The sequence below is a fragment of the Micromonospora sp. NPDC004540 genome, from assembly GCF_040610095.1.
GTDB lineage: Bacteria > Actinomycetota > Actinomycetes > Mycobacteriales > Micromonosporaceae > Micromonospora.
This window is the reverse complement of the sequence record NZ_JBEXLR010000042.1, coordinates 1-25,787: the sequence shown is the minus strand read 5'-3', so window position 1 is coordinate 25,787 and position 25,787 is coordinate 1. Positions and strand designations below refer to the sequence as shown.

At 74.0% G+C, this 25,787-nt stretch carries 25 protein-coding genes, 3 tRNA genes and 1 pseudogene; 17 read left to right on the top strand and 12 right to left on the bottom strand.

The annotated features are described in order from the left end of the window. Positions 1 to 29 precede the first annotated feature (29 nt). From ABZV78_RS16285 to ABZV78_RS16270, 4 genes are all read right to left on the bottom strand, one after another. Entirely contained in the window at positions 30 to 767 is a 738-nt protein-coding gene (locus ABZV78_RS16285; RefSeq protein WP_355639263.1) for a tyrosine-protein phosphatase, read from the bottom strand. A 59-nt stretch (positions 768 to 826) separates the two neighbouring features. Then, complete coding sequence (locus ABZV78_RS16280; RefSeq protein WP_355639262.1) at positions 827 to 1,285, bottom strand: PRC-barrel domain-containing protein; 459 nt, start codon at positions 1,283 to 1,285, stop codon at positions 827 to 829. An 89-nt stretch (positions 1,286 to 1,374) separates the two neighbouring features. Beyond that, positions 1,375 to 1,905, bottom strand: a complete 531-nt coding sequence (locus ABZV78_RS16275; protein ID WP_355639260.1) for a carboxymuconolactone decarboxylase family protein — start codon at positions 1,903 to 1,905, stop codon at positions 1,375 to 1,377. 2 nt (positions 1,906 to 1,907) lie between these two features. After that, entirely contained in the window at positions 1,908 to 2,465 is a 558-nt protein-coding gene (locus tag ABZV78_RS16270) for a peroxiredoxin (protein WP_355639258.1), read from the bottom strand. Between the two features lie 309 nt (positions 2,466 to 2,774). On the opposite strand from ABZV78_RS16270, the gene cimA reads away from it, so the two are divergent. Continuing rightward, positions 2,775 to 4,355 carry a citramalate synthase gene (gene cimA, locus ABZV78_RS16265; RefSeq protein WP_355639256.1) on the top strand — a complete coding sequence of 527 codons (1,581 nt, stop codon included), beginning with the start codon at positions 2,775 to 2,777 and terminating at the stop codon, positions 4,353 to 4,355. 6 nt (positions 4,356 to 4,361) lie between these two features. Here the strand turns inward: cimA and ABZV78_RS16260 are convergent, their stop codons facing one another. Then, positions 4,362 to 5,297 (bottom strand): endonuclease/exonuclease/phosphatase family protein, encoded by a 936-nt coding sequence (locus ABZV78_RS16260; protein WP_355639293.1) that lies wholly within the window; start codon positions 5,295 to 5,297, stop codon positions 4,362 to 4,364. Positions 5,298 to 5,707: 410 nt separating this feature from the next. Here ABZV78_RS16260 and ABZV78_RS16255 point away from each other — a divergent pair, with 410 nt between their 5' ends. From ABZV78_RS16255 to ABZV78_RS16220, 8 genes are all read left to right on the top strand, one after another. Beyond that, positions 5,708 to 6,247, top strand: a complete 540-nt coding sequence (locus ABZV78_RS16255) for a hypothetical protein (protein ID WP_355639254.1) — start codon at positions 5,708 to 5,710, stop codon at positions 6,245 to 6,247. Between the two features lie 198 nt (positions 6,248 to 6,445). Then, on the top strand, positions 6,446 to 7,495 hold the full coding sequence (locus ABZV78_RS16250) for a MoxR family ATPase (protein WP_355639252.1): 1,050 nt from the start codon (positions 6,446 to 6,448) through the stop codon (positions 7,493 to 7,495). Then, entirely contained in the window at positions 7,492 to 8,484 is a 993-nt protein-coding gene (locus ABZV78_RS16245) for a DUF58 domain-containing protein (RefSeq protein WP_355639250.1), read from the top strand. The genes ABZV78_RS16250 and ABZV78_RS16245 overlap by 4 nt, the downstream gene beginning before the upstream one ends. Continuing rightward, entirely contained in the window at positions 8,481 to 9,440 is a 960-nt protein-coding gene (locus tag ABZV78_RS16240; protein ID WP_355639248.1) for a VWA domain-containing protein, read from the top strand. Before ABZV78_RS16245 ends, ABZV78_RS16240 begins: the two co-directional genes overlap by 4 nt. Before the next feature lie 57 nt (positions 9,441 to 9,497). Beyond that, positions 9,498 to 10,358: a trypsin-like peptidase domain-containing protein gene (locus tag ABZV78_RS16235; RefSeq protein ID WP_355639247.1), complete on the top strand. Its 861-nt coding sequence runs from the start codon at positions 9,498 to 9,500 to the stop codon at positions 10,356 to 10,358. Positions 10,359 to 10,484: 126 nt separating this feature from the next. Next, complete coding sequence (locus ABZV78_RS16230; protein WP_355639245.1) at positions 10,485 to 10,793, top strand: hypothetical protein; 309 nt, start codon at positions 10,485 to 10,487, stop codon at positions 10,791 to 10,793. A 9-nt stretch (positions 10,794 to 10,802) separates the two neighbouring features. After that, a complete protein-coding gene (arfB, locus tag ABZV78_RS16225) occupies positions 10,803 to 11,228 on the top strand; it encodes an alternative ribosome rescue aminoacyl-tRNA hydrolase ArfB (protein ID WP_355639243.1) in 426 nt (141 codons plus the stop codon). A 58-nt stretch (positions 11,229 to 11,286) separates the two neighbouring features. Further along, on the top strand, positions 11,287 to 11,862 hold the full coding sequence (locus tag ABZV78_RS16220) for a GNAT family protein (protein ID WP_355639241.1): 576 nt from the start codon (positions 11,287 to 11,289) through the stop codon (positions 11,860 to 11,862). Between the two features lie 7 nt (positions 11,863 to 11,869). On the opposite strand, the gene ABZV78_RS16215 is transcribed toward ABZV78_RS16220, so the two are convergent. Both ABZV78_RS16215 and ABZV78_RS16210 read right to left on the bottom strand, forming a co-directional pair. Further along, positions 11,870 to 12,754, bottom strand: coding sequence for a 3-methyladenine DNA glycosylase (locus ABZV78_RS16215; RefSeq protein ID WP_355639239.1), 885 nt, complete (start codon positions 12,752 to 12,754; stop codon positions 11,870 to 11,872). Between the two features lie 34 nt (positions 12,755 to 12,788). Next, on the bottom strand, positions 12,789 to 14,219 hold the full coding sequence (locus ABZV78_RS16210; protein ID WP_355639237.1) for a hypothetical protein: 1,431 nt from the start codon (positions 14,217 to 14,219) through the stop codon (positions 12,789 to 12,791). A 173-nt stretch (positions 14,220 to 14,392) separates the two neighbouring features. On the opposite strand from ABZV78_RS16210, the gene ABZV78_RS16205 reads away from it, so the two are divergent. From ABZV78_RS16205 to ABZV78_RS16190, 4 genes are all read left to right on the top strand, one after another. Then, positions 14,393 to 15,196 (top strand): fumarylacetoacetate hydrolase family protein, encoded by an 804-nt coding sequence (locus ABZV78_RS16205; protein WP_355639235.1) that lies wholly within the window; start codon positions 14,393 to 14,395, stop codon positions 15,194 to 15,196. 106 nt (positions 15,197 to 15,302) lie between these two features. Further along, a tRNA-Gln gene (locus tag ABZV78_RS16200) sits at positions 15,303 to 15,374 on the top strand. Positions 15,375 to 15,510: 136 nt separating this feature from the next. After that, positions 15,511 to 15,583: transfer RNA gene (locus tag ABZV78_RS16195), tRNA-Glu, on the top strand. Between the two features lie 154 nt (positions 15,584 to 15,737). Continuing rightward, positions 15,738 to 15,813: transfer RNA gene (locus tag ABZV78_RS16190), tRNA-Glu, on the top strand. Positions 15,814 to 15,956: 143 nt separating this feature from the next. Here ABZV78_RS16190 and ABZV78_RS16185 read toward each other — a convergent pair. Beyond that, positions 15,957 to 16,643, bottom strand: coding sequence for an IclR family transcriptional regulator (locus ABZV78_RS16185; RefSeq protein WP_013284529.1), 687 nt, complete (start codon positions 16,641 to 16,643; stop codon positions 15,957 to 15,959). Between the two features lie 49 nt (positions 16,644 to 16,692). Here ABZV78_RS16185 and leuC point away from each other — a divergent pair, with 49 nt between their 5' ends. From leuC to ABZV78_RS16165, 4 genes are all read left to right on the top strand, one after another. After that, a complete protein-coding gene (gene leuC / locus ABZV78_RS16180; protein ID WP_355639233.1) occupies positions 16,693 to 18,135 on the top strand; it encodes a 3-isopropylmalate dehydratase large subunit in 1,443 nt (480 codons plus the stop codon). Positions 18,136 to 18,150: 15 nt separating this feature from the next. Then, positions 18,151 to 18,738 carry a 3-isopropylmalate dehydratase small subunit gene (gene leuD / locus ABZV78_RS16175; protein WP_355639231.1) on the top strand — a complete coding sequence of 196 codons (588 nt, stop codon included), beginning with the start codon at positions 18,151 to 18,153 and terminating at the stop codon, positions 18,736 to 18,738. A gap of 160 nt (positions 18,739 to 18,898) precedes the next feature. After that, positions 18,899 to 19,513, top strand: coding sequence for an HU family DNA-binding protein (locus tag ABZV78_RS16170; protein WP_355639229.1), 615 nt, complete (start codon positions 18,899 to 18,901; stop codon positions 19,511 to 19,513). Between the two features lie 133 nt (positions 19,514 to 19,646). Continuing rightward, a complete protein-coding gene (locus ABZV78_RS16165) occupies positions 19,647 to 21,875 on the top strand; it encodes an endonuclease/exonuclease/phosphatase family protein (RefSeq protein ID WP_355639227.1) in 2,229 nt (742 codons plus the stop codon). A 20-nt stretch (positions 21,876 to 21,895) separates the two neighbouring features. On the opposite strand, the gene ABZV78_RS16160 is transcribed toward ABZV78_RS16165, so the two are convergent. The 4 genes and pseudogenes from ABZV78_RS16160 to ABZV78_RS16145 all read right to left on the bottom strand — a co-directional run. Next, positions 21,896 to 22,777: an NUDIX hydrolase gene (locus tag ABZV78_RS16160; protein WP_355639225.1), complete on the bottom strand. Its 882-nt coding sequence runs from the start codon at positions 22,775 to 22,777 to the stop codon at positions 21,896 to 21,898. 40 nt (positions 22,778 to 22,817) lie between these two features. Beyond that, complete coding sequence (locus ABZV78_RS16155) at positions 22,818 to 25,106, bottom strand: RNA degradosome polyphosphate kinase (RefSeq protein ID WP_355639223.1); 2,289 nt, start codon at positions 25,104 to 25,106, stop codon at positions 22,818 to 22,820. 54 nt (positions 25,107 to 25,160) lie between these two features. Then, complete coding sequence (locus ABZV78_RS16150) at positions 25,161 to 25,358, bottom strand: cold-shock protein (RefSeq protein ID WP_107077622.1); 198 nt, start codon at positions 25,356 to 25,358, stop codon at positions 25,161 to 25,163. Between the two features lie 39 nt (positions 25,359 to 25,397). Further along, positions 25,398 to 25,691, bottom strand: a pseudogene (locus tag ABZV78_RS16145) (2-phospho-L-lactate guanylyltransferase); the annotation flags it as partial. Positions 25,692 to 25,787: the final 96 nt, after the last annotated feature.

The window sequence follows — 25,787 nt, the reverse complement described above, 5'->3', positions numbered from 1 at the left end:
GCGCCGGCCGTGCGCGTTTCCTGCCGGGGTCAGTCGAGCAGGTGGGTCCGGAGGGCGCCGATCTGCGCGTCGGTCACGCCGGCGTGGCGGAGGTAGCCCTCGGGCGAGCCGTAGCCCTCGCGCAGCTCGGTGAGGAACAGCATCATCGCCTCGGCGGGGGAGGCGAGGAACGGCGGCGGTGGCTCCTCGGCGTCCGGCACGGTGGCCCGGACCCAGGCGCTGAACCGCTCGGACGCGGCGGTGCTGAGCGCGTAGTCGGCGGCGATGTCCTCGTCGGGCACGCCGAGCACGGCGAGGGCGAGGCCGCAGACGATGCCGGTGCGGTCCTTCCCGGCGACGCAGTGCACCACCACCGGCGCGTTGGCGCTGTCGGCGATGAGGCCGACCGCCTCGGCCAGCCCGGCGGTGCCGGTGCGGGCCAGGTCGGCGTAGCGGTCGGCGAGGTAGCGGGCCAGGTCGCTGCCGGGCTCGTAACGCCGCTCGGCCCAGTCCTCGTGCTCGGGGTGGATGTGCCGGTAGGTGAGACCGTCGTAGGCGGGCACCCGGCCGTCCCGCGCCACCTCGGTGGGGCGGCGCAGGTCGATGACGGTGCGGATGCCGAGCGCGGTGAACGCGGCCTGGTCGGTCTCCTCGATGCGGTGCAGCGAATCGGAACGGTAGAGCCGGCGGTGCCGGACGGTGCGCCCGTCCTGGCTGCGGTAGCCGCCTACGTCGCGGAAGTTGAACAGCGTGGGGAAGGGGGTCTCCAGGGCGTCCACCCCTGACACGGTAACGGCCGGCGGGGCCACGATGTGCCCCGCCGGCCGCTGGTTACAGGTGTCTCCGATTACCGGGCCGTGCCCGGCGGAATCGACGAGTAGGTGTCGTCGTAGTAACCGCCGAGCTTGTCCCGGTACGCCGGATCCGTGTCGGTGGTCTCGTCGAACTCGGGCGCGGCCTTGATCTGGTCCTTGCTCCGGTCGACGTAGACCTTCCGCTCGTCGTGGTCGACGTGGTTGACGGTGCCGGCCGGCAGCATGACCTTCTTGCCGAAGATCCAGGGCCCGGTGTCCACCACGAGGAAGCTGGAGTTCACCTCGTGGCTGGCCCGGTCCACCTTGCCGATACCGCCGTCACTCGCCTCCACCTTGTAGCCGACCAGGTCGATGCCGGTCACCCCGGCGTCGTCCCGGTAGCTCCACGGATCGAAACGCCCGGCGGGCGCGCCGCCCGCGAAGGCGCCCTGACCACCCTGGGTCAGCGGGTCCGGCGTCCCGTGGGTCGTTCGAGGGTCGAGCCGCTCCATGGCGTCAACACTCCCTTTCTCGACTTTTGGGGGATGTGCCTGTCGGATCCCTTCCTACCCGGATGCGAAGATCGATACACCTGACCGGCTCAGGCCAGTGCGGCCTCCGCGTCGAGGGCCACCGCGGCGGCGTGCACCACGGACGCGATGCGTAGCCCCTCGTGCACCTGGTCGCGGCTGAACCCGGCGGCGCGCAGGGTCTTCTCGTGCGACTCCAGGCAGACGCCGCAGCCGGTGATCGCCGAGACGGCGAGGCACCAGAGCTCGAAGTCGACCTTCTCCACCCCGGGCCGGGCGATGATCTGCATCCGCAGCCGGGCCGGCAGCGAGGCGTACTGCTCGTCGCCGATGAGGTGCTTGGCCCGGTAGTAGACGTTGTTCATGGCCATGATGGTGGCCGCGCCCTTGGCCGCCTCGACGGCCTCGGGCGTGAGGTGACCGGCCGCCTCGGCGGCGATCTCGCGCAGCACCACCGGGTTGCGGGCCGCCACCGCGCAGGCCAGGGCGGTGCCCCAGGCCTGCTCCGGCTTCAGCGTCGAGGTGGTGATGGTGGAGCCGAGGTTGAGCTTGATGTCCCTCGCGTACTCGGGCAGGGCCGCCTTGACCGCGTCCAGACCCATGCTCAGGCCCCGGCGGCGAGCAGCGCGTTGGCGTCCAGCGTGGCGCCGCCCTTGTTCCAGTTGCACGGGCAGAGCTCGTCGGTCTGCAGGGCGTCGAGCACCCGCAGCACCTCGGAGACGTTCCGGCCGACCGAGCCCGCGGTCACCATGGCGAACTGGATCTCGTTGTCCGGGTCGACGATGAAGGTGGCCCGCTGGGCGACGCCGTCCGCGCCGAGCACGCCGCAGTCGGCGGTCAGCTCACGCTTGATGTCGCTGAGCATCGGGAAGGGCAGCTCGCGCAGGTCCGGGTGGTCCTTGCGCCAGGCGTAGTGGACGAACTCGTTGTCCACGGAGACGCCGAGGACCTGGGCGTCCCGGTCGGCGAACTCGCCGTTGAGGCGGCCGAACTCGGCGATCTCCGTGGGGCAGATGAAGGTGAAGTCCTTCGGCCAGAAGAAGACGACGCGCCACTTGCCCTCGTAGGTCTTGTGGTTGATCGTCTCGAACGCCTTGTCGGCGTCGAGCGAGACGCAGGCGGTGAGTTCGTACTCGGGGAAGTGGTCACCGACAGTGAGCACGGGTCCTCCTTGACGGCGGCCCGGCAACGACGCCGGGCCGGTAACTGGATCTGTTCCAGATGTTTCCCCAACCCGGTTCCCGCCTGACTCCGGGCGGCCCGCCTTGTTAAGTCGATCACCGGCCCGTCCCGCGATGTGGGTTTCTCCTCCCAAAACCCGGAGCGGGGTGGCAGAGTACGGACCGTGACCAGCTCCGTCCTGATTATTGGCAGCTAGCGCGCCGGCCTTCCCCCTCGCCGAGCGCGCAGACCTCCCGCATCCGCGGGGGGTCTTTTTGTTGCTCCCCGCAGGTTCGAGAAGAGGACTCCCATGACCTTCCAGGTGTACGACACGACGCTGCGCGACGGCGCCCAGCGCGAGGGGCTCACCTACTCGGTGGTCGACAAGCTGGCGGTGGCCCGCCTGCTCGACGATCTCGGGGTCGGCTTCATCGAGGGCGGCTGGCCGGGCGCCGTGCCGAAGGACACCGAGTTCTTCCGTCGGGCCCGCACCGAGCTGGAGCTGCGGCACGCGATCCTGGTCGCCTTCGGGGCCACCCGCAAGGCCGGCGTCGCGGTCGAGGACGACCCGCAGGTGCGCGGGTTGCTCGACGCGGGGACCCCGGCCGTGGCGCTGGTCGCCAAGGCGGACCTGCGGCACGTGGAGCGGGCGCTGCGCACCACCGCCGAGGAGAACCTGGCGATGATCCGGGACACGGTCGCGCACCTGGTGGCGCAGGGGCGGCGGGTCTTCGTCGACGGGGAGCACTTCTACGACGGCTACCGGTACGACCCGGCCTACACCGCCGCGGTGGCGGAGACCGCGCTCGCCGCCGGGGCCGAGCGGTTCGTCCTCTGCGACACCAACGGCGGGATGCTGCCCTCCCAGGTCACCGCCGCCATCACCGACCTCACCGCGCGCACCGGGATCACCCCGGAGCTGCTCGGCATGCACGCCCAGAACGACACCGCCTGCGCGGTGGCCAACACGATCGCCGCGGTCGAGGCCGGCGTCCGGCACGTCCAGGGCACCGCCAACGGCTACGGCGAGCGCCCGGGCAACGCCGATCTCTTCGCGATCGTGGCCAACCTCCAGCTCAAGCTCGGCATGCCCGTCCTACCGGAGGGCTGCCTGGAACAGATGGTGCGGGTCTCGCACGCCATCGCCGAGATCGCCAACATCGCCCCCGACACCCACCAGGCCTATGTCGGGGCCGCCGCCTTCGCCCACAAGGCGGGGCTGCATGCGAGCGCGATCAAGGTCGACCCGTTGCTCTACAACCACGTGGATCCCTCGGTGGTGGGCAACGACATGCGGATCCTGGTGACCGAGATGGCCGGCCGGGCCAGCGTCGAGCTCAAGAGCCGCGAGCTGGGCCTGGACCTGGCCGGCCATCCGGACGCCCTGTCCAAGGTCACCAGCCGGGTCAAGGAACTGGAGGCCGGCGGCTGGTCGTTCGAGGCCGCCGACGCCTCGTTCGAGCTGCTGGTCCGCTCCGAGCTGCCGGACGCCGCGCCGGCCCGGCCGTTCGCGCTGGAGTCCTACCGGGTGCTGGTCGAGCACCGCGAGGACGGCGCCGTGGTCTCCGAGGCCACCGTCAAGATCCGGGTACGCGGCGAGCGCGTCATCGCCACCGCCGAGGGGAACGGCCCGGTCAACGCCCTGGACGAGGCGCTGCGGGTGGCACTCGCGCGGCACTACCCGGAGCTGCGCGAGTTCGAGCTGGCCGACTACAAGGTCCGCATCCTGGAGGGCAGCCACGGCACCGGCGCGGTGACCCGGGTGCTCGTGGAGACAGCCGGGGCCGGCCGCGACTGGACCACGGTCGGCGTCCACCCCAACGTGGTCGAGGCGAGCTGGCACGCCCTGGTCGACGCTCTCACCTACGGCCTGGACCGGGCCCGGGTCTGAGCCGGCTCACCCGGCGGGCAGTCGCAGCTCGGCCAGCACGGCGCGGTGGTCGCTGCCGGGCACGACGTACACGCTGACCGCGTCCACCGCGATGCGCCGGTCGACCAGCACGTGGTCGATGGTGACCGGCGGGATCGGGTCGCCGTCGTACGGGCCCCAGGTGCCGGAGAGCCCGGCGCCGGCCGCGGCGGCGGCGTCGACGTAGCCGGTGTCGATGAGGTCGCGCAGCGGCGCGTGGTCGAGGGTGGCGTTGAAGTCACCGGCCAGGATGCTCAATCCGCCCCGCGGGGTGGCCGGCGGCTGGGCCCGCAGGTCGGTCCACCAGTTCGGCACCCACCCGACCACGGCCGGGGCGGCCGGATGCGTCGACTCGACCCGCAGCGGGGGCGCGCCCGGCACGGCCACCGTCCCGTACGCCTGGCTGAAGAGGGAGCCCTGGTTGCGCCGGTAGCCGGTCCCGCTGAGCGGGTGGCGCGCGTACAGGCCGGAGCCGGTGGTGCCGACCTCAGGGTTGAGCATCCGGTAGGGCAGCAGGGTGGCCAGCCCGAGCCGGTCCAGCTCGGCGGCGATCTGCGGGGTGAACTCCTGCACGGTCAGCACGTCGACCCGGTGCGTGCGGACCAGCTCCACCACCCGGGCCGGGTCGGCGCCGCCCTTGCGCAGGTTGGCGGTGAGCAGCCGGAGCACGGGTCCGTGGACCGTGGGCCGGTCGTCGCGGACGACGCGCGGCGCCACCGCGCCGAGCAGCGCCAGGGCGGCAAGCGCCGCGACCACCGCGGGCGCGCGGCGCCGGAGGGCGAGCGCCAGCGCCACCGTGGCCGGCGCGGCGGCGGCGACGTACGGCGTGAAGGCGACCGCCTGCACCAGCGGCCCCCGTTCCAGCCCGGCCAGCCGGAGCACCGCCCAGGCGGCCACGGGTGCGACCGCCAGCCAGCAGGCGATCGTGGCGAACCGGCGGACCCGGGTGCCGGTCGGTGCCGGCCCACTCGTCGTGATCACGGCCGTCACGCTACCGGCCGGCCGCCCGGGGCGGTGCCCACGCGGGCGTTTCGTGAATGGGCGGACCCTCACCTCTCACAATTGTCGAAAGCGTATTTCCAATGGCGCGCCGTAATGCGAAATATTGACCCTCCGCTTTTTCCGGTGTTAGGTTGCACGTGGTCGAGGAGTCGCGACTCTCCGTAGTAAGCCCAGTTCAGAGCCAGGTGCAGCTCGACATTCACGGTGCGCTGACGACGTGGGGTCCCCCGATGGCCCGCAATTTTCCGCACCTGGCTGGCGTGTCGAATCCAGCCGTCCCGCACCGCACGCGGGTCGGCCGTGTCACCACGGTCAGAAAAGGGAGATCTGTCATGGCCACATTCCTCAAGCGCAAGGCGACGGTGGTGGCCCTCGCCGCGCTGTCCCTCACCCTGGCCGGCGGGGGTATCGCGGCCGCCGCCCACCCGGCGGCGAAGGCCCCGGCCGAGGCCGGCCAGCCCGGTGCCCGGCAGCCCGGCCACCAGCCCGCGGTGAGCGCGGCCGAGAGCCGGGCGGCGAAGGCTGCGCTGAACGCCACCCTCGCCGCGCCGACGCCCGGGCTCGTCGCGTGGGCGGTGATCAGCAGCAACGGAACCCTGCTCCAGCACTCCGCGAACGTCGTGAGCGCCAAGAAGTTCTCTCCCTCGGTGCCGGGCCAGTACGCCGGCCAGTACCAGGTGACGCTCGACTACGCCGTCCACCTCAAGGGTCTGCACGCCACGATCGGCACCAACGACGCGGCGAACGTGCCGCCCGCGGGCGAGGTGTCGGTGGCGCCCCGCTACCTGATCCCGAACGCGGTCTTCGTCCAGACGCGCAGCTCCGGCGGCGGGTACGCGGACCGGCCGTTCCACCTGCTCATCGCCAACTGACCACCGCCGCGCGGCAGTCGGTTCCCGCCCCGGGCGGGGGCCGGCTGCCGTCGCCGCCTGACCCGGTCTGCCCCGGCCCGGCCCTGCTCGCGCCGTTGCGAACCGGCCGGGGGAGTCGTCCCGGTCCGGGCCGGGAAGGGTCGGCCAGGGGCCGATAATCCGACGTTTGCCCGTACGTCGGCACGGGAAGCAAGCACCGTGACGGACATCTCGGACACCCTGGCCAGCGTGCCCAGCCCGGTCGATGCCGACGCGAGCGGCGTCGAGCTGGAACAGACCCTCTTCGAGGTCAAACGCGTGATCGTGGGGCAGGATCGCCTCGTCGACCGCCTGCTCACCGCCCTCATCGCCGACGGCCACTGCCTCCTGGAGGGCGTGCCGGGGGTGGCCAAGACCCTCGCGGCGCAGACCCTCGCCACCGTGGTCGGTGGCACCTTCTCCCGGATCCAGTTCACCCCCGACCTGGTCCCCTCCGACATCGTCGGCACCCGCATCTACCGGGCCTCCACCGAGGCGTTCGATGTGGAGCTCGGCCCGATCATGGCGAACCTCGTGCTCGCCGACGAGATCAACCGGGCCCCGGCCAAGGTGCAGTCGGCGCTGCTCGAGGCGATGGCCGAACGGCAGGTCTCCATCGGCGGCCGGAGCTGGCCGGTCCCCGACCCGTTCCTGGTGCTGGCCACGCAGAACCCGATCGAGTCGGAGGGCGTCTACCAGCTCCCCGAGGCGCAGCGCGACCGCTTCCTCATGAAGATCGTCGTCGACTACCCGAGCGACGCCGACGAGCTGGCCATCCTCTACCGGATGAGCACCGAGAAGCCGACCGCCCGCCCGGTGCTCGACCCGGCCCGACTACGCGAGCTCCAGCGCCGTGCCGCGGACGTCTTCGTCCACCACGCGCTCGCCGAGTACGTGGTCCGGCTCATCCTCGCCACCCGGGACCCGGGGCGGTTCGGGCTGCCCGAGATCGCGCCGCTGCTGGCGTACGGGGCGAGCCCCCGGGCCACGCTCGGCCTGGTGGCGGCGGCCCGGGCGCAGGCGCTGATCCACGGCCGGGACTACGTGCTCCCGGAGGACGTCCGGGACCTGGCCGTGGACGTGCTGGCCCACCGGCTGGTGCTCTCCTTCGACGCGGTGGCCGACGGAATCTCCGCCGAGTCGCTGGTGCGCCGGCTGGTCGAGGCGGTGCCGCCACCCCGGGTGGTCACCGGGCACCCGGAGGCGGCGCCCGACCTGGCGGCGGCATGAGACGCCGGGACGCACCCACCCTGGCCGAGCCCGGACTGGCCGACCTCGCTCCCGACCAGCGGCTGCGCCGGCTGGAACTGACCGTCACCCGGCGGCTCGACGGGCTGCTGCACGGCCAGTACCGCGGCCTGCTGCCCGGCCCCGGCAGCGAGGCGGCCGGCAGCCGGGAGTACCGCCCCGGCGAGGACGAGGTACGTCGGATGGACTGGGCGGTCACCGCCCGGACCACCGTCCCGCACGTGCGCGAGGTCGACGCGGACCGGGAGCTGACCACCTGGCTGCTGGTCGACGCCAGCCCCAGCATGGAGTACGGCACGGCCACACTGGACAAGCGGGAACTCGCGGTGGCCGCGGTGGCGGCGGTCGGGTTCCTCACCGCCGGCGTCGGCAACCGCCTCGGTGGCCAGGTGCTCACCCCGGACGGTGTCCGTCGGTTCCCGGCCCGCGGCGGGCGGACCCACCTTCTCGGGCTGCTTCGCGCCCTGCTGGGCGCGCCACGCACCGACGGCTACCGGGAGAAACCCCTGCCGGCCCTGCACGACGGGCTGGACGGTATCCAGCGGATGGCCACCCGGCGCGGGCTGGTGGTGGTCGTCTCCGACTTCCTCGACGGGCTGCCCGACGACCCGGACGCCGTCCCGGCCTGGGAGGCCGTGCTGCGCCGGCTGGCCGTCCGGCACCAGGTGCTGGCCGTCGAGGTGACCGACCCGCGCGAGCTGGAGCTGCCCGACGTCGGGCTGGTCACCCTGGTCGACCCGGAGACCGGCTCGCACCGCGAGGTGTGGACCGGGGACCCGGGCCTGCGCGAGCGGTACGCGCAGGCCGCCGTGGCCCAGCGCGACCAGGTGCGGGACGCGCTGCGCCGGTCCGGGGCGACGCACCTGGCGCTGCGTACCGACCGGGACTGGAGCGCGGACATCGTCCGCCACGTGCACGCCCAACGGCGGCTGGCCGCCGCACCCGCCGCGGCCCGGGGAGGTGCGGCGTGACCTGGGAGTCGCCCGCCCGCCTCTGGCTCCTGCTCGGTGTGGTCGGGCTGGTCGCCGGCTACCTGGTGCTGCAGCGCCGGCAGAGCCGGTACGCGGTCCGCTTCACCAACCTCCGGCTGCTCGACCGGGTCGCGCCGCGGCGGCCGGCCTGGCGCCGGCACGTCCCGGCGGGACTCTTCCTCGCCATGCTCGCGCTGCTGGTGGTCGGCTTCGCCCGGCCCAACGCCGAGGCACGGGTGCCCCGGGAGCGGGCCACCGTGGTGGTCGCGGTGGACGTCTCCACCTCGATGCTCGCCGGCGACGTCGACCCGGACCGGCTGACCGCCGCCAAGGAGGCCGCCCGCCGGTTCGTCGACGGGCTGCCGGAGGAGTTCAACGTCGGGCTCGTCGCGTTCGCCGGCAGCGCGGCGGTGCTGGTGCCGCCGAGCACCGACCGGGAGGCGCTGGACGAGGGGGTCGAGCGGCTCGCCGAGGGAATCACGGGGGTGCAGGGCACCGCCATCGGGGAGGCGATCAGCACCTCGCTGGGCGCCGTGAAGAGCCTGGACGCCAAGGCGGCCAAGGACCCGCCACCGGCGCGGATCATCATCCTCTCCGACGGCGCGAACACCTCCGGCATGGACCCCATGGAGGCGGCCGGCCAGGCCGTGGCGGCCAAGGTGCCGGTGCACACCATCTCGTTCGGCACGCCGTCCGGCTCCGTGGACCGGGGCGGGCGGGCGATCCAGGTGCCGGTCGACGGGCAGACCCTCAAGGCGGTCGCCGAGGAGACCGGGGGCGGCTTCCACGAGGCGTCCACCAGCGCCGAGCTGCGCGCCGTCTACGAGGACATCGGCACCTCGGTGGGCTACCGCAAGGAACGGCAGGACATCTCGGCCCGTTTCATCGGCCTCGGGCTGATCTTCGCCATGGGGGCCGCCGCCGGATCGCTGCGGTGGTTCTCCCGGCTGCCCTGACCCCGCACCCGATGACGCACGACACCGGACGACGCACGACACGTGAGGAGCCCAGGTATGGCAGTGCAGACCGGACTCGGTGAGCCGCGCGGCCCGTGGTTCGTCTCGCCCGAGCTGGACCCGGACGGACGCCCGCGCTGGGACGTACCCGGGTCCGAGCGGGACGCGGCGCGGCGGAGCTGGCGCGGCCGGCTGCTGAGCGCGGCGGCGGTGGTGGCCCTCTCCACCGTCTCCGGGGCGGCGGCCGGCACCTGGGCGGCCGACCGGGACGCGCCCGGGCCGGCGGCGGCGGCCGCCGCGCCGGTGCCGGCGGAGCTGGTCACCGCCGCCGAGAAGACCGTCCCCGGGGTGGTCTCGGTGATGGTCGGCGGGACGTCCGGCGCGTCGGCCACCGGCTCCGGCTTCGCCATCGACAACGAGCAGCACATCGTGACCAACGACCACATCCTGGCCCGGGGCGGCTCCGGACCGGTGACGGTGGAGACCTCCGACGGGCGCCGGTTCACCGCCGAGGTGGTGGGGCGGGAGCCGGGCAGCGACCTGGCGGTGCTGAAGGTCCCGGCGTCGGCCCGGCTGTCGGCGCTGCCGCTGGCCAAGCCGAACTCCACCCGGGTGGGCGAGCCGGTGCTCGCGGTCGGCTCCCCGCTCGGCCTGGCCGGCACCGTCACCGCCGGTATCGTCAGCGCGCTCAACCGCCAGGTGCGCATCGGCAGCGGCCGGCACACCGCGGTGCAGACCGACGCCTCCATCAACCCGGGCAACTCGGGTGGGCCGCTGGTCAACGCGCGGGGCGAGGTGGTCGGGGTGAACACGGCCATCGCCACCATCGACGGCAACGGCTCGATCGGCATCGGGTTCGCCATCCCGATCGACCAGGTCCAGCAGACCGCCGACACCATCATCGGCCGCGGCGGCTGACCGGCCCGGCGCCCTGGCCGGCGCCGTCCCGCCGAACCGTCCGGACCGGAAGGGAGAACTGTCGGATATCCGGCCTGGGAGCATCGGGCCATGGAAATATTACGCTGAGTATGGATACTGGCGTGGGTGGAGCAAGCTGTCATCGCGGCCCTCCTCCTGGTGGGCCTGGTCATCGGCGCCGGTGTCGGCGCGTCGTACGCCCGCGCGCAGCGGGGCTGGAAGGACTACCAGACCATCCGCACCACCGTCCCGGGCGCACGGCGCACCGCCTGGATGGCGATCCGGGCGGTGGTCCTGAAGATCGGCGTGATCGCGCTGCTGCTGGTCGGGGCGGCGGCGTACGCGGCGGCCGGGTCGGACCACGAACGGGAGGGCCCCGGGCCCACCCCGACCCCGACCGTGACCGCCACCCCGGGTCACCGCTCCGACCGTTAGCCTCGGTGCGTGGACGACGGACTGCGGGTGACCGACCGGCTCGTGATCCCGGATGCCGAGCTGCGGGAACGCTTCTCCCGCTCGTCCGGCCCGGGTGGTCAGGGGGTCAACACCACCGACTCGCGGGTGGAGCTGAGCTTCGACCTGGCCGGGTCGCCGAGCGTGCCCGAGGCGCTGCGCGCCCGTGCCCTGGACCGGCTCGCCGGCCGGCTGGTCGACGGGGTGCTGACCGTGGCGGCCAGCGAGTACCGGGCGCAGTTGGCCAACCGGGAGGCGGCCCGCGAGCGGATGGGCGCGCTGCTGCGCGAGGCGGTCGCGCCGCCGCCGAAGCCGCGCCGCCCCACCCGCCCGTCCCGCGCGGCCAAGGAACGCCGGCTGGCCGAGAAGAAGCGGCAGTCCCAGCGTAAGCGCGACCGCCGGGTGGACGGCGACTGACCGCCGCGGACCCGAAAAGGGTTTGAGCCGGGGATCAGCCGCCGCCCAGAATGCCCGGGTGCCGAGCGACTTCTCCGTCAAGCCCACCCTCACCGGCGAGCGCGTCCTGCTACGCCCGTTCGTCGACGACGACGTGGCGGCCTTCGAGGCGATCCTGGCCGACCCGGAGGTGGGCCGGCTCACCGGCAGCCCGCCCGGGGAGGGGCTCGACCCGGCCCGGCTGCGGGCCTGGTACGGCAGCCGCAACAGCCAGCCCGACCGGCTCGACCTGGCCGTGGTGGAGCGGGCGACCGGGGCCTGCGTCGGCGAGGTCGTCCTCAACGAGTGGGACCGGCACAACGACAGCTGCAACTTCCGCACCCTGATCGGCCCCGCCGGGCGGGACCGCGGGCTCGGCACCGAGGCGGTCCGGCTCATCGTCGGGTACGGCTTCGAGCAGCTCGGCCTGCACCGGATCGGGCTGGAGGTGTTCGCCTTCAACCCGCGGGCCCGCCGGGCCTACGAGAAGGTCGGTTTCGTGGCCGAGGGCACGCTGCGGCAGGTGCTCCGCGACGGCGACGGCTGGGTGGACGCCACCGTGATGTCGATCCTCGCCGCGGAGTGGGCCGCGCACCGGGGCCACCCGGCCGGCTGACCCCCGTTCAGCCCGGCTGCTCCGCCTCGTCGAGGGCGGCCAGCAGCCGGGCCCGCAGCTCGCTGGCCCGCTCGGCGAAACCCCGCTGGGCGGCGGCGTACTCGGCCCGGCCCTCCGGGGTCTCCACCCGCACCGGCGGGTGACCGAGGTCGGCCAGGTCGTAGGGGCTGGCCCGCATGTCCAGCGTGCGGATCTTCCGGGCCAGCGCGAAGGCGTCCGCGACCAGCTCGGACGGCACCAGCGGAGAGAGCTTGTACGCCCACTTGTAGAGATCCATGTTGGCGTGCAGGCAGCCCGGCTGCTCCAGCGCGTGCTGGCTCTCCCGGGTCGGGGTGAGCACGTTGAGCGGCCGGGCCGGCGCCGTGAAGAACCGGTACGCGTCGAAGTGGCTGCACCGCACGCCGCGCTCCTCGACGACCGCGGCGGTGGCCGCCGGGCTGAGCCGCAGCGGCCAGGCGTTGTGCCGCACCTCGTCCTGGGTCTGCCGGTAGACCATCGCCCACTCGTGCATGCCGAAGCAGCCGAAGTGGGCCGGGCGGCCGGCGGTCGCCGCGAGCAGCGTACGGATCCAGTCGATCGACTCGGCGCGCCGCGCGCGTACCCCGGCGGTGTCGAGGGTGAGCCCGGCGGCGGTGGCGCGGTAGTCCCGGCCGAACTCGGCCGGGTCCGCGTCGCGAAGCACCACCCCGGCCCCCGGGTGCCAGCGGCGCAGCTGCGCCGGGCGGTGCGAGTAGTAGGTGAAGAGGAAGTCCTCGACCGGATGCTTCACCCCGGAGCGCCGGCGGGCCAGGTGCGGCGCCAGCCAGGCGTCCACCCGCTCCTCGTGGGCGCGACGCCGGGCCTGCCAGTCGGCCGCGTCGAGCGCGGTGGCGGGGGCGAGGGCGGCGGTCACGGACCCCAGGGTACGACCGCCGCCCGGCCCCCGGTCACCGCACGTCCACCCGCACCCCGGCGGAGAAGACGCCGCTGCGCAGCTCCAACTGTTTCGGCGGGTCGTCGCCGTGCACGGTGAACACCAGCGGCAGCAGCACCCGGGAACCCGCCGCGACCGGCTGGGCGAAGACGTCCCGGCCCAGGTTGGCCACCCGGGTGGCGCTCTCGTCGGTGGCCACCCAGTTGCCCCCGGGCAGGTACGCGCGCTGCAACTGCCCGTGCCAGGTCTGCTCGCCGGGCGTGAGGTTGCGCACCCCGACCGTGGCCAGGCACTGCCGGCCGCCCGCCGTGGTCGCGGGCAGCGTCCCGGCGCCGCAGGCCAGCCGGTAGACGGTGAACTCGAACGCGGTCTCCCGCAGCGGGACGCCGAGCGCGCCGGTGACGCTGTTGCCCACCCAGGCCCCGCTGGTCGGCTGCTTGGTGGTGTCCATCGCGGCGACCCGCTGAGTGGCCGTCCACGCCGCCGCGCCGACCACGCCGGCCAGCACCGCCGCCGCGACCCCGACCACCAGCCAGATCGGCGGCCGCCGGCGTCGCCCGGCGGGGGCGGGCATGGCCGCGCGTGGGTAGACCGTGCCACGGTCCGCCGGGCCACCCGCCCCGCCCGCAGTCGGCGGCAGGCCGGCGGCGAGCCGGGTCGGGCCGGGCGGGGTGCCGGTGGCCGCCCGCGCCGGGCCGGGTCGCCGGCGCCGCCACGCCCACCACAGCACGCCACCGGTGACGACCAGGAGCGCGGCCAGCGCGGCCAGCAGCACCGGCGGGCGGCGCCAGGCCGGGGCCGCGGTCACCTTCGCCGCCGGGACCGTAGGCCCCGTCCACGTCGCCGTGGCGCAGTCGTACGGGCGGGTGCCGTCGGTGCCGTAGGCGCAGGTCGGCGCGGTCACCGACCGGCCCCCAGAGGCCCCGCTCAGCGCGGTGTTCAGCGTGGTGGTGCTCCGCGCCGGCAGCCGCAGCCGCCAGGTCACCTCGTTGGCGGTGGCCGACCCGATCGGGCGGTTGGCCCGGCCGCCGCCGGTCACCGCGGTCGCCCGGGACCCGGCCGGCAACTCCTGCCGGACGGTGGTCTCTACCGGCGTGGGCCCGGCGTTGTGGACCCGGATCCGGTAACCCGGGGCCGGGGTGCCGGCCGCCGCCACCGCCACGGTGACCGGTGGCTTGCTCAGCTGGATCGGCGCCGCCTTGGTGGTCGGCATCGCCGGCGGCGCCGCCGGCATCCCGGTCGGGATCGGGGTGGCCCGGGCCGGCGCACCCGGCGGAGCCGCCGGTTGCGCTGCCGGCTCCGCCGCTGCCGCCGGAGCCGCCGCTTGCGGGGGCGCGGCCGCCGCCCGGGGCGCCGCCAGAGGCAGCGCCGGCACGGCGGCGATGATGCCGAGGCAGTTCACCAGCACTGCCAGGGTCCTGTGGTGTCGTCTCGATGCAGGCATACGAACGAACCTCCGGCCCCGAAGCTATGGGCCCGGGACCGCCGGGCGGGTACGAAGCCGGCAATCCCGCCCCGGGCCGCCCGGGCCGGCGTATCGTGGCGCGCCGCCCGCCCGGCGGAGCCCGTGGCCGCGTCCGGCGTGGCCCGGCCGGTCGCCGGGGATAGATTGGCCGGGTGCGTATCGCTCGTTTCGCTCATGCCAAGGGAATGTCGTTCGGGGTCGTCGAGGGCGAGTCGGAGGCCGGGCCCCAGGGCCTGACCATCGCCGAGATCGAGGGCCACCCGTTCGGGCAGATCCAGTTCTCCGGCGCCCGCTGGGCGCTCTCCGACGTCCGGCTGCTCTCGCCGATCCTGCCGAGCAAGGTGGTCTGCGTCGGCCGCAACTACGCCGAGCACGCCGCCGAGCACGGCAGCGAGGTGCCCAAGGAGCCGTTGCTCTTCCTCAAGCCGTCCACCTCCGTGATCGGTCCCCGGGACGCCATCCGGCTGCCGATCTTCTCGAAGCAGGTCGAGCACGAGGCGGAACTGGCCGTGGTGATCGGCGCGCCGGGCGCGCGCCGGGCCGACCGGGCCGCCGCCGAGCGGGCCATCTTCGGCTACACCTGCGCCAACGACGTCACCGCGCGGGACCTTCAGCGCTCCGACGGGCAGTGGACCCGGGCCAAGGGCTTCGACTCGTTCTGCCCGATCGGGCCGTGGATCACCACCGGGCTGGACGTCGCCGACCTGGAGGTCCGCTGTGAGGTGGGCCGCAACCCGGAGGAGATGGAAGTACGCCAGCTCGGCCGGACCAAGGACATGGTCTTCGACGTGCCGGCCCTGGTGTCGTACATCTCCCACGTCATGACGTTGCTCCCCGGTGACGTGGTGCTGACCGGCACGCCGGCCGGGGTTAGTCCGCTCACCGACGGGGATACGGTCACCGTGCGGATCGAGGGGATCGGCGAACTCACCAACCCGGTGGTACCGGTCGCCTGATGCGTCCGACGCCTCGTTTCCGCAGCTCAGGGGCGGTTCGGGGGGTTGGATTTGGCCTGTCGGCACCGGGAGGGTAAAGTTCATTCCTGGCGCCGCAAGGGGCCAATGGGGTATGGGGTAATTGGCAGCCCGACTGATTCTGGTTCAGTTAGTCTAGGTTCGAGTCCTGGTACCCCAGCGCAGCCGCGGATTCGCGAGAATCCCGGACGCTGGATTCTGGCGGAGTTCCGCTCCGCCTCTCGCGAGAGAGGCGGCAGATGATCTCTGATAGAGTGCAGCTTCCCGCCCGCGAGGGCGCGGAAGCACGAAGTTCTGGCCCCGTCGTCTAGCGGCCCAGGACGCCGCCCTCTCAAGGCGGTAGCGCCGGTTCGAATCCGGTCGGGGCTACAAGCGCTGACAGCCCGTCCCACCCCGTGGGGCGGGCTGTTTTTGTCTGCTCCGTCGCTTCGTCTGCTGCCCGACCCCCTCGCCGGGGCCGGAGGTGGTGCCGCTAGACTACTGCCGCACCGCCCGGCAGGGCGGTGAAGCAGGAAAAGTGCCTGGCCCCGTCGTCTAGCGGCCCAGGACGCCGCCCTCTCAAGGCGGTAGCGCCGGTTCGAATCCGGTCGGGGCTACCAAACCGAACGGCCCGTCTCGCGAGAGCGAGACGGGCCGTTCGCCGTTCCACCCCACCCCTTGCCCGGTTGATCATGAGGTTGGCGGCGTTCCTGATCTCCGAGACCGCCGCTAACTTCATGATCAACCAGTCTGGGGGGCAGGGTTACAGGCCGGAGAGGCGTTGGCCGGCGCGGACGACGGCCATGGCGTGGCGTTCGCCCGGGCGGCGGCCCAGGCGCTCGATGGGGCCGGAGATGCTGATCGCGGCGATTACCCGGCCGGTGCGGTCGCGGATCGGGGCCGAGACGCTCGCCACACCGGCTTCCCGCTCGGCGACGCTCTGCGCCCAGCCGCGGCGGCGTACCTCGGCGAGGGTGCGGCCGGTGAACTTCGACCGGGGCAGCAGCGGCATGACCGCCTCGGGCGGCTCCCAGGCGAGCAGGATCTGCGCCGCGGAACCGGCCGTCATGGGCAGCACCGAGCCGACCGGCACGGTGTCCCGCAGGCCGCTGGCCCGCTCGGCCGCGGCCACGCAGATCCGCTCGTCGGCGCGGCGGAGGTAGAGCTGGGCGCTCTCCCCGGTGGCGTCGCGCAGCGCGGCGAGCAGCGGTTCGGCCGCGGTCAGCAGCACGTCCGGCGCGGCGTTGGCCAGCTCGCCGAGCCGGGGGCCCGGGCGCCAGCGGCCCTGGGTGTCCCGGACCAGCATCCGGTGGATCTCCAGCGCCTGTGCCAGCCGGTGCGCGGTGGCCCGGGGCAGCTTGGTGCGTTCAACGAGTTCGGCCAGGCTGGCGCCGTCGACACAGGCGGCCAGGATGACCACCGCCTTGTCGAGAACGCCGACACCGCTCATACTGTGTCCCACAAGCCGAAACTTACCTCCCAGAATTTAGGATGTCCAGATGGTGGGAGTCACTCAACCGAGGACCCTGGCCGAGAAGGTCTGGGACGCGCACGTCGTTCGCTCCGCCGCCGGCGAGCCGGACCTGCTCTTCATCGACCTGCACCTGCTCCACGAGGTCACCAGCCCGCAGGCGTTCGACGGGCTGCGCCTGGCCGGCCGGCGGGTCCGCCGCACCGACCTGACGATCGCGACCGAGGACCACAACACCCCGACCGGATACGACGACCCGGCCTTCCGTTCCCGGCGCGGCGACCTGCTCACGATCGCGGACCCCACCTCCCGCACCCAGATCGAGACGCTGCGCCGCAACTGCGCCGAGTTCGGCGTACGGCTGCACCCGCTGGGCGACGAGAACCAGGGCATCGTGCACGTCATCGGCCCGCAGCTCGGCCTCACCCAGCCGGGCATGACGATCGTCTGCGGCGACTCGCACACCGCCACCCACGGCGCGTTCGGTGCGCTCGCCTTCGGCATCGGCACCAGCGAGGTCGAGCACGTGCTGGCCACCCAGACGCTCCCGCAGGCCCGCCCGAAGACCATGGCCGTCAACGTCACCGGTGAACTCGGCCCGGGCGTCACCGCCAAGGACCTCGTGCTCGCCCTGATCGCCCAGGTCGGCACCGGCGGCGGGCGCGGTCACATCGTGGAGTACCGGGGCGAGGCGATCCGGAACCTCTCCATGGAGGGCCGGATGACGATCGCGAACATGTCCATCGAGTGGGGCGCCAAGGCCGGCATGATCGCGCCGGACGAGACCACCTTCGCGTACCTCAAGGGGCGGCCCAACGCGCCGCAGGGGGCCGACTGGGACGCGGCGGTGGAGTATTGGCGGACGCTGCCCACCGACGAGGGGGCGAGCTTCGACACCGAGGTGACCCTGGACGCGGGCCGGATCACCCCGTTCGTCACCTGGGGCACCAATCCCGGTCAGGGGGCGCCGCTGGGCGCGGCCGTGCCGGACCCGGAGGAGTTCGTCACCGAGCCGGAGCGGGTCGCCGCCCGCCGGGCCCTGGAGTACATGGACCTCACGCCCGGCACGGCACTGCGTGACCTGGCCGTGGACGTGGTCTTCGTCGGTTCCTGCACCAACGGCCGCCTGGAGGACCTGCGGGCCGCCGCCGACGTGCTGCGCGGGCACCAGGTCGCCGACGGCGTACGCATGCTGGTGGTGCCCGGCTCGGCCGCGGTCCGCGAGGCGGCCGAGGCGGAGGGGCTGGACAAGGTCTTCACCGACGCCGGCGCCGAGTGGCGCTTCGCCGGCTGCTCCATGTGCCTGGGCATGAACCCGGACACCCTGAAGCCGGGCGAGCGCTCCGCCTCGACCTCCAACCGCAACTTCGAGGGCCGCCAGGGCCGGGGCGGGCGTACCCACCTGGTGTCCCCGCCGGTCGCCGCCGCCACCGCCGTGGTCGGCCGGCTGGCCGCCCCCGCCGACCTGTAGAAGGGCAGCCGAGAGATGGACAAGTTCACCACCCACACCGGCACCGCCGTGCCGCTGCGGCGATCCAACGTGGACACCGACCAGATCATCCCCGCCGTGTACCTCAAGCGGGTGACCCGGACGGGATTCGCGGACGGTCTGTTCAACGCGTGGCGGGAGGACCCGTCATTCGTGCTCAACGATCCCGCCCATTCGGGTGCGTCGATTCTGATCGCCGGCCCCGAGTTCGGCACCGGATCCTCCCGGGAGCACGCCGTCTGGGCGCTGCGGGACTGGGGCTTCCGGGCCGTCATCGCGCCGCGCTTCGGCGACATCTTCCGCGGCAACGCGCTCAAGGAAGGTCTCCTTCCGGTCGAGCTGGAATTGAAAGCCGTGGAAGAACTGTGGGATCTCGTGGAATCCGAGCCGACCACCCCGATCACGGTCGACCTCGCCGCCCGCCAGGTCCACGCCGGCGATGCCACCTGGGCGTTCCCGCTGGACGACCACAGCCGTTGGCGGCTGATGGAGGGCTTGGATGACATTGGACTCACCCTTCGGCACGAGCCCGAGATCAGCGCCTACGAGGCGTCCCGGCCGTCGTTCCTGCCCTCGGTCGCCTGACCGCAGATAGCTTTTCGCCCCCACCGGCCCGGCCGGTGGGGGCGAATCCGTTACGACACAAGGGCTTTTTTCCACCGAATGTTTGTGTCCAGGCAGCACAGGGCATACCGTGCGCGCAGAATGGCTCGCGTCGAGTCAGTTGCACAATCGGGAGGAAGTCGTGAACAAGGCCGAGCTCATCGAGGCGCTCGCCGTTCGCCTGGGGGACCGGAAGACGGCGACGGCCGCTCTCGACGCGGTTCTCGCTGAGGTCCAGGCGGCGGTCACCAAGGGCGAGAAGGTGGCGATCACCGGATTCGGAGCGTTCGAAAAGCGCGTCCGGGGCGCCCGAACAGCGCGCAACCCACGGACCGGCGAGGCGGTGAAGGTCAAGAAGACCTCCGTCCCGACGTTCCGCGCGGGCGCGGGCTTCAAGGAGATGGTGGCCAGCGGCAAGGTGCCGAAGGCCACGGCCGCCGCCAGGAAGACCGCCGCGGCCGCCGCGAAGACCACCGGCGCGAAGGCGGCCGGGGCCAAGGCGACCGCCGCGAAGAAGACCGCGGCGGCCGGCGCCGCCAAGAAGACCACGGCGGCGAAGGCCACCAAGACCACCGCCGCGACCAAGAAGGCCGCGCCGGCGAAGAAGGCCGCGGCCAAGACGACCGCCGCCAAGAAGACCACCGCGGCCAAGAAGACCACCGCGGCGAAGAAGACGACGGCTGCCAAGAAGGCGCCGGCCGCCAAGAAGGCGCCGGCGAAGAAGGCTCCGGCCAAGAAGGCCGCCACCCGGCGTTGACCGCACGGCCTGAAGGGCGCTCACCGTTCGCGGTGAGCGCCCTTTTTCGTGGGTACGCGTTGACCCACCGTCGTGCGGGCCCGCAGAATCCTCGTGCCGAAAACCCCCGTCGGTCACGAGAAGAGGGGCGCCCGTGCGCCACCGTCACCTCCCCACCGCCGCTTTCGCACTGGGCGTCGTGGTCCTGCTCGACGTGCTGCGGGTGTGGCTGCCGTCGATCATCACCATCTTCGGCCGGGCGGCCGAGACCCCGGCCGAACTCCTCGGCGCCTTCGCCCTCGGCTGGTTCGTGCTCGCCCTCGCCGCGCCCGTCCTGGCCCGCCGGCTCGGCCCGCGCCCGGTGGGCCTGGTCGCGGCCGGGGCGCTGGCCGCCACCCGGCTCGCCCTGACCGCCGCGCCCGGTGGTCGGATCCAGCTCTGGCTGGCCTGCACCGGCCTGCTCGCCGGCCTGATCTGGCTCGCCGCCACCGCCGCGACGCTCGTCCGGCCGGTGCCGGGACTGGCGTTCGGCCTGGCCGGGGCCGCCGTCGGGCATGCCCTGTCCGGCACCGAGGACGCGGTCTGGCGGGGCGGCGTGCTCGGATGGACGGTGAGCGTCCTGCTGGTCGGCGCCTTCCTCGTCGCGCAGTCGGCCTCGTGGCCGCCGGCCGTGCTCCGCCGCGCGGAAAGGCCGGCGGCCGCCCCGTCAGCCGATTCCACCCAGTTCCCCGGTCCTGCCTCGGCCGGTCGTGCCGGAGCGGCGTCGTGGCCGGGCGGGGGAACCGGACGGCTGACCTGGTTGCTGGTGGGCCCGGTGCTGCTGCTGGCCGGTCAGCTGGCGCTCGCACCGGCGGTGTGGGACGCGGCCGCCTCGTACTGGCCCGGCTCGGCGGCCCTGGCCGGCCTGGCGTTGCCCCCGGCCCACCTCGCGGCGGTGCCCGAGTTGGCGATCGGCCTGTTCCTGGTGGCGGTGCTCGTCCGGCCGCCTCGACTGGTGGCCCGGCTGCTCTGGCCGGCGGCGCTGGTGGCCGGCGCGGGGCTGTTCGCGTCCGACCGGGCCGGCTGGCTGGCGGCGGCGGTCCTGCTCACCGCCGCCGGCCTCGGCGGTTGCCTCGCCCTCGTCGACACCATCGCCGAGCGCGGGGACGCGCTGGCCCGTCGCCGCTCCGGCCGGGCGCTCGTCCGCGCGACGACCGGCCCGGGCAACGGCCGCGACGCGGCCGCGACGCCCGGCTCCGCCGCAACCTCCCCGGACCGCGCCACGGCCTCGGACCTCACCACGGCCCCGGAATCCGCCACGACGCCCGACTCCGCCGCCGGCGCGGGTGCTGGCTTGGCGACCGGGCCGGGCGCGGGTGCGGGCTTCGGCGAGCCGGCCGAGCCGGACGCGGGCGGCAGGGACGGCAGCGGGCGGCGCGGGTTCGCCGTCGTCGGCGGGATGCTGGGCTTCGCGGTCGGCGCGGTGGCCTACTACGCCGCCTACGACCTCGGCTACCCGAACGGCTGGGTGCCCGTGCTGGCGGCGCTCGCCGTCGCCGCCGTGGCCGTGGTCGCTCCGCCGGGCGCCGCCCGCCTGTTCCGCCCGCCGGTGCCGGCGTGGACGGTCCTCGGGGCGATGCTGCTGACCGCCGTCGGCGGCGGGATCCACCGGCCGGCCCCGGCGCCGCACCCGCCCGCGACGCCGGCCGCGGCGGTACGGGTGGTGGCGTACAACATCCGGATGGGGTTCGGGCTGGACGGACGGCTCGACCTCGACGCGTTGACCCGGGCGGTCGACGGCAGCCGACCGGACGTGGTGCTGCTCAGCGAGGTGGACCGGGGCTGGCTGCTCAACGGCGGCCACGACACCCTCGCCCTGCTCGCCGGGCGGCTGCGGATGCCGTACGTCTTCGCCCCCGCAGCCGATCCGGTGTGGGGCGACGCGGTGCTGAGCCGCTTCCCGGTGCGGGCCGGCGAAACCCGACCGCTGGCCGCGCACGGCGCGCCGACCGGGGCGCAGGCGCTCGGCGTCACGCTCGACCTCGGCGGCCGGGACCTCGCCGTGGTCGCCACCCACCTGCAACCGCCGCCGGGCGAGGGCCCGGTGGCCCAGGCCCGCGAGGTCGCCGCCGTCGCCACCCGGTACGCGGCCGGCCGCCCGCTGGTGCTCGGCGGCGATCTGAACACCGAGCCCGGCGATCCGGCGTTCACCGAGTTCACCCGGGCCGGGCTGGTCGACGGGCTGGCCGCGGCCCGCCCGTTGGCCACCAGCCCGGCCGACGACCCGCGCACCCAGATCGACCACGTCCTCGTCTCGCCGGGCCTCACCCCGTCCGGGGTGACCGCCCCGCGCAGCACCGCCAGCGACCACCTGCCGGTCGCGGTGACCCTCGCCCTGCCCTGAGCCGCCGGGACTGGGCGGGCTCAGAGCCGGTCGGCTGAGAGGAGACGGTCGCCGGTGAAGGCGAGCAGCCAGCCGCCGCCCTTCGGGGTGGTGAAGTCGTCGGCGAGGCCGGTCAGCCGTTCCAGCGCGCCCGGGATCACCTTGCCCTGGCTGCACACCGCGACCGTCTCCCCGGCACCGGCCAGCGCGACGAGCCGGGCCGCGGCGGCCAGCGCGCACTCGTCCGGTTGCTGGCCGGGCCGCGGCTCGTCGAGGTCGCCGACCACCTCGATGGGCAGGTCGAGCAGGGCGGCCGCCGGGTCGAGGGTCTGCACGCAACGCCGGGCCGAGGCGGAGACCAGGCGCGCCGGGCGGACCAGCGCCACCAGGGCGGCGAGCGCCTGCGCCTGGGCCCAGCCCTCGGCGTCCAGCGGCCGGCCGTTGTCCGGGCCGGTCCAGGTGCCCCGCTTGCCGGCGTGCGCGTGCCGGACCAGCAGCAGGGTGGCGGTGACCGGCGGCAGCGCCGCGAACGCGGCGATCACCTCGGCGTCGTGCGGGTAGCTGACCTGTCGTGCCGCCCGGTCGGCGGGGAACCAGGCGACCTCGTCCACCTCGGTGTCCGGCTGGAAGCCGCCCTCCGCGGCGGCCCGCATCGACCAGTAGTCGACCGCCTTCGACCGGCCCTCGCTGCGGTAGCGGGCGGTGGGCAGGCGTACCTGCGGCACGGCCCGGACGTCGGTCTCCTCGGCGACCTCGCGGACGGCGGCCCGCAGCGGGTGCTCGCCGGCGTCGAGTTGGCCCTTGGGCAGCGACCAGTCGCCGTACCGGGGACGGTGCACCAGGCAGACCTCGACGCCGCCGGCGGCCGGACGCCAGACGACCCCGCCCGCGGCCCGGATCCGCACCGGCTCGTCGTCCGTCATCCGCTCACCGTATGCCCGCCCCGAGCGCGCCGTGGTCCGCTCAGCCCGCCCTCCCGCCGACCCGCTGCAGGAGCAGGTCCTGGAGATGGGTCAGCGGCGTGTCGTCGGTGCCGGTACGCCGGTGCCAGCCGCCGTCGGCGGCCAGCTCGAAGGCGTCCACCTCGGGGCTGAACGCGGCGGTCAGTACGTGGTCCAGCTCGGCCCGGGCCACCGGGTCGCTCACCTGCACCAGCGCCTCCACCCGGCGGTCCAGGTTGCGGTGCATCAGGTCGGCCGAGCCCATCCAGAACTCCGCGTCGCCGTTGTTGCCGAACCGGAAGATCCGCGAGTGCTCCAGGAACCGGCCGACGATCGAGCGGACCCGGATGTTCTCCGACAGCCCGGGCACCCCCGGCCGCAGCGTGCACATGCCCCGGATCAGCAGATCCACGTGCACCCCGGCCCGGGACGCCCGGTAGAGCGCGTCGGTGATCTCCTCGTCGACCAGCGCGTTCACCTTGAACTGCACCAGGCCCGGCATGCCCAGCCGGACGTGCTCGATCTCCCGCTCGATCCGCTCGACCAGGCCGCTGCGGATGCCCTGCGGGGCCACCAGCAACCGCCGGTACGCGGTCTGCCGGCTGTAGCCGGTGAGCACGTTGAACAGGTCGGTGAGGTCGGCGCCGATCTCCGGATCGGCGGTGAGCATGCCGAAGTCCTCGTAGAGCCGGGCGGTCTTCGGGTGGTAGTTGCCGGTGCCGATGTGGCAGTAGCGGCGGATCTGGTTGCCCTCCTGGCGTACGACCAGCGCGGTCTTGCAGTGCGTCTTCAGGCCGACCAGGCCGTAGACCACGTGGCAGCCGGCCCGCTCCAGGGTGCGCGCCCAGCCGATGTTGGCCACCTCGTCGAAACGCGCCTTGAGCTCGACCAGCACCACCACCTGCTTGCCGGCGGCGGCCGCGTCGACCAGCGCGTCGACGATGGGGGAGTCGCCGCTGGTGCGGTAGAGGGTCTGCTTGATGGCCAGCACGTTCGGGTCGGCCGCGGCCTGCTCGATGAAGCGCTGCACGCTGGTCGCGAACGAGTGGTACGGGTGGTGCACCAGCACGTCCCCGTCCCGCAGGGTGGCGAAGACGCTGCGCGGCACCTCGCCCTCGGCGAGCCGGGGGTGGGTGGCCGGCACGAACGGCGGGTCCTTGAGGTCCGGGCGGTCGGCCTCGCCGTAGACCTGCCAGAGCGCGGAGAGGTCGAGCAGGCCGCGGACCCGGAGCACGTCGTGGCCGTCCATGTCCAGCTCGCGGACGAGCAGCTCCAGCATGTGGTCGGAGATGGAGGCGGCCACCTCCAGCCGCACCGGCGGGCCGAACCGGCGTCGGGCCAGCTCCCGTTCCAGCGCCTGGAGCAGGTCCTCGTCGCGGTCCTCGTCCACCTCCACCTCGGCGTTGCGGGTGACCCGGAACAGGTGGCACTCGACCACCTGCATGCCGGAGAAGAGCTGGCCGAGGTGCACCGAGATGAGGTCCTCCACCGGCAGGAAGCGCACCCCCGGCTGGTCGCGGGCCACCCGGACGAACCGGGGCACGTTGTTCGGCACCTTCACCCGGGCGAACAGCTCCGAGCCGCCGTCCGGGTCGCGCACCGAGACGGCCAGGTTCAGCGACCGGCCGGAGATGTAGGGGAACGGGTGCGCCGGGTCGACCGCGAGCGGGGTGAGCACCGGGAAGATGTGCTCCCGGAACCAGGTGCGCAGTCGCTCCCGCTCGGCGTCGTCGAGGTCGCTCCAGCGCAGGATCCGGATGTCCGCCTCGGCGAGCTTCGGCAGCACGTCGTCGACGAAGCAGGCGGCGTGCCGGGAGACCAGGTCGGCGGTCTTCTCCGTGATCCGCTCCAGCTGGGTGCGCAGCGGCAGCCGGTCGCCGCCGCGGACCGGCAGGCCGGCGGAGAGCCGGCGCTTCAGTCCGGCCACCCGCACCATGTAGAACTCGTCCAGGTTGCTGGCGAAGATGGCCAGGAACTTGGCCCGTTCCAGCAGCGGCGTTCGGGGGTCCTCGGCCAGCGCCAGCACCCGGGCGTTGAAGTCGAGCCAGGAGAGTTCCCGGTTGAAGAACCGGTCCTCGGGCAACGGGAGGGCCGCCGGCGCCGCGGCCTCCGGGCCCGGCCCCTCGACGGGGTCGAGGGACTCCTCCAGCCCGGCGGAGGCCGCCGCCGCGGGCTCGGGGCTGACGCTCTCCTCGGGCGGGCGGACGCGGCGGAACCGGCCGTCGGCGCCGCGGGTCGACGCGCCGTTGCGGGGCGCGCCGGGGTCGATGAGGTGCCGGGGACGGTCGGGGTGCTCGCGAGGGGTGCTCACCACCTCATGATTCCCCGAGAACGGTGAACGGAAAATGAACTCGGGGCAGGTTGGTCACGCCATCGTCGGCAATGTCACCCGGACGACCTCGCCGGCGGCGTCCCGCTCGATCCGGACCCGCTGCCCGAGCCGGAGCAGCCGCAGCCCGGAGGCGTCGAAGGCACGGGCCGGGAAGGCCAGCTCGGTGCCGTCGTCGAGGAGCAGCATCCCGCTGCGGGTCGACGCGTCGTAGGTGGCCACCGTGCCCTGCATGCCAGCACCGTACCCGACGTCGCGGCCGGCCCGGGCCAGCAGCGCGGCGGTACGCGGGCCGGCGCCGAGCCGGGCGGCAGCGGTCAGGTCGGCCGGGGTGTCCACGTCCCGACGCAGGGTGGGCCAGCCGCCGGCCAGCGGCAGCGCCCCGCTCGCCGCGTGCGCCGCCGCCGAGCCGGGGCCGAAGCGGGGCGCCAGGGGCAGCCCGGGCGGCGCGGCGAGCAGCACGGTGCCGCTGCCCGGGGCGTCGGCCACGAACCCGCGTACCCCGTCGGTCGGCGCGGCCCGCAGCGCCGCGGCCAGCTCGGCCGGGCGCAGCGCCGGCAGGTCGGCGCCGGCCGGCGGCAGGCTGCTGGTAGCGGACGATCAGTGGCAACGCGCCCTGCGCGGCGTCGCCGTACCCGTCCGCGACCAGCTCCTGCACGTCGA

Excerpts from the sequence above, each read along its gene's own strand:
- ABZV78_RS16255 (WP_355639254.1), top strand. The coding sequence starts at position 5,708 with ATGGCCACATTCCTCAAGCGCAAGGCGACGGTGGTGGCCCTCGCCGCG.
- ABZV78_RS16210 (WP_355639237.1), bottom strand. The coding sequence starts at position 14,219 with ATGCCTGCATCGAGACGACACCACAGGACCCTGGCAGTGCTGGTGAAC.
- ABZV78_RS16235 (WP_355639247.1), top strand. The coding sequence starts at position 9,498 with ATGGCAGTGCAGACCGGACTCGGTGAGCCGCGCGGCCCGTGGTTCGTC.
- ABZV78_RS16185 (WP_013284529.1), bottom strand. The coding sequence starts at position 16,643 with ATGAGCGGTGTCGGCGTTCTCGACAAGGCGGTGGTCATCCTGGCCGCC.
- ABZV78_RS16275 (WP_355639260.1), bottom strand. The coding sequence starts at position 1,905 with ATGGGTCTGGACGCGGTCAAGGCGGCCCTGCCCGAGTACGCGAGGGAC.
- ABZV78_RS16150 (WP_107077622.1), bottom strand. The coding sequence starts at position 25,358 with ATGCAGGGCACGGTGGCCACCTACGACGCGTCGACCCGCAGCGGGATG.
- ABZV78_RS16280 (WP_355639262.1), bottom strand. The coding sequence starts at position 1,285 with ATGGAGCGGCTCGACCCTCGAACGACCCACGGGACGCCGGACCCGCTG.
- leuC (WP_355639233.1), top strand. The coding sequence starts at position 16,693 with ATGGTGGGAGTCACTCAACCGAGGACCCTGGCCGAGAAGGTCTGGGAC.
- cimA (WP_355639256.1), top strand. The coding sequence starts at position 2,775 with ATGACCTTCCAGGTGTACGACACGACGCTGCGCGACGGCGCCCAGCGC.
- ABZV78_RS16245 (WP_355639250.1), top strand. The coding sequence starts at position 7,492 with ATGAGACGCCGGGACGCACCCACCCTGGCCGAGCCCGGACTGGCCGAC.
- ABZV78_RS16160 (WP_355639225.1), bottom strand. The coding sequence starts at position 22,777 with ATGACGGACGACGAGCCGGTGCGGATCCGGGCCGCGGGCGGGGTCGTC.
- leuD (WP_355639231.1), top strand. The coding sequence starts at position 18,151 with ATGGACAAGTTCACCACCCACACCGGCACCGCCGTGCCGCTGCGGCGA.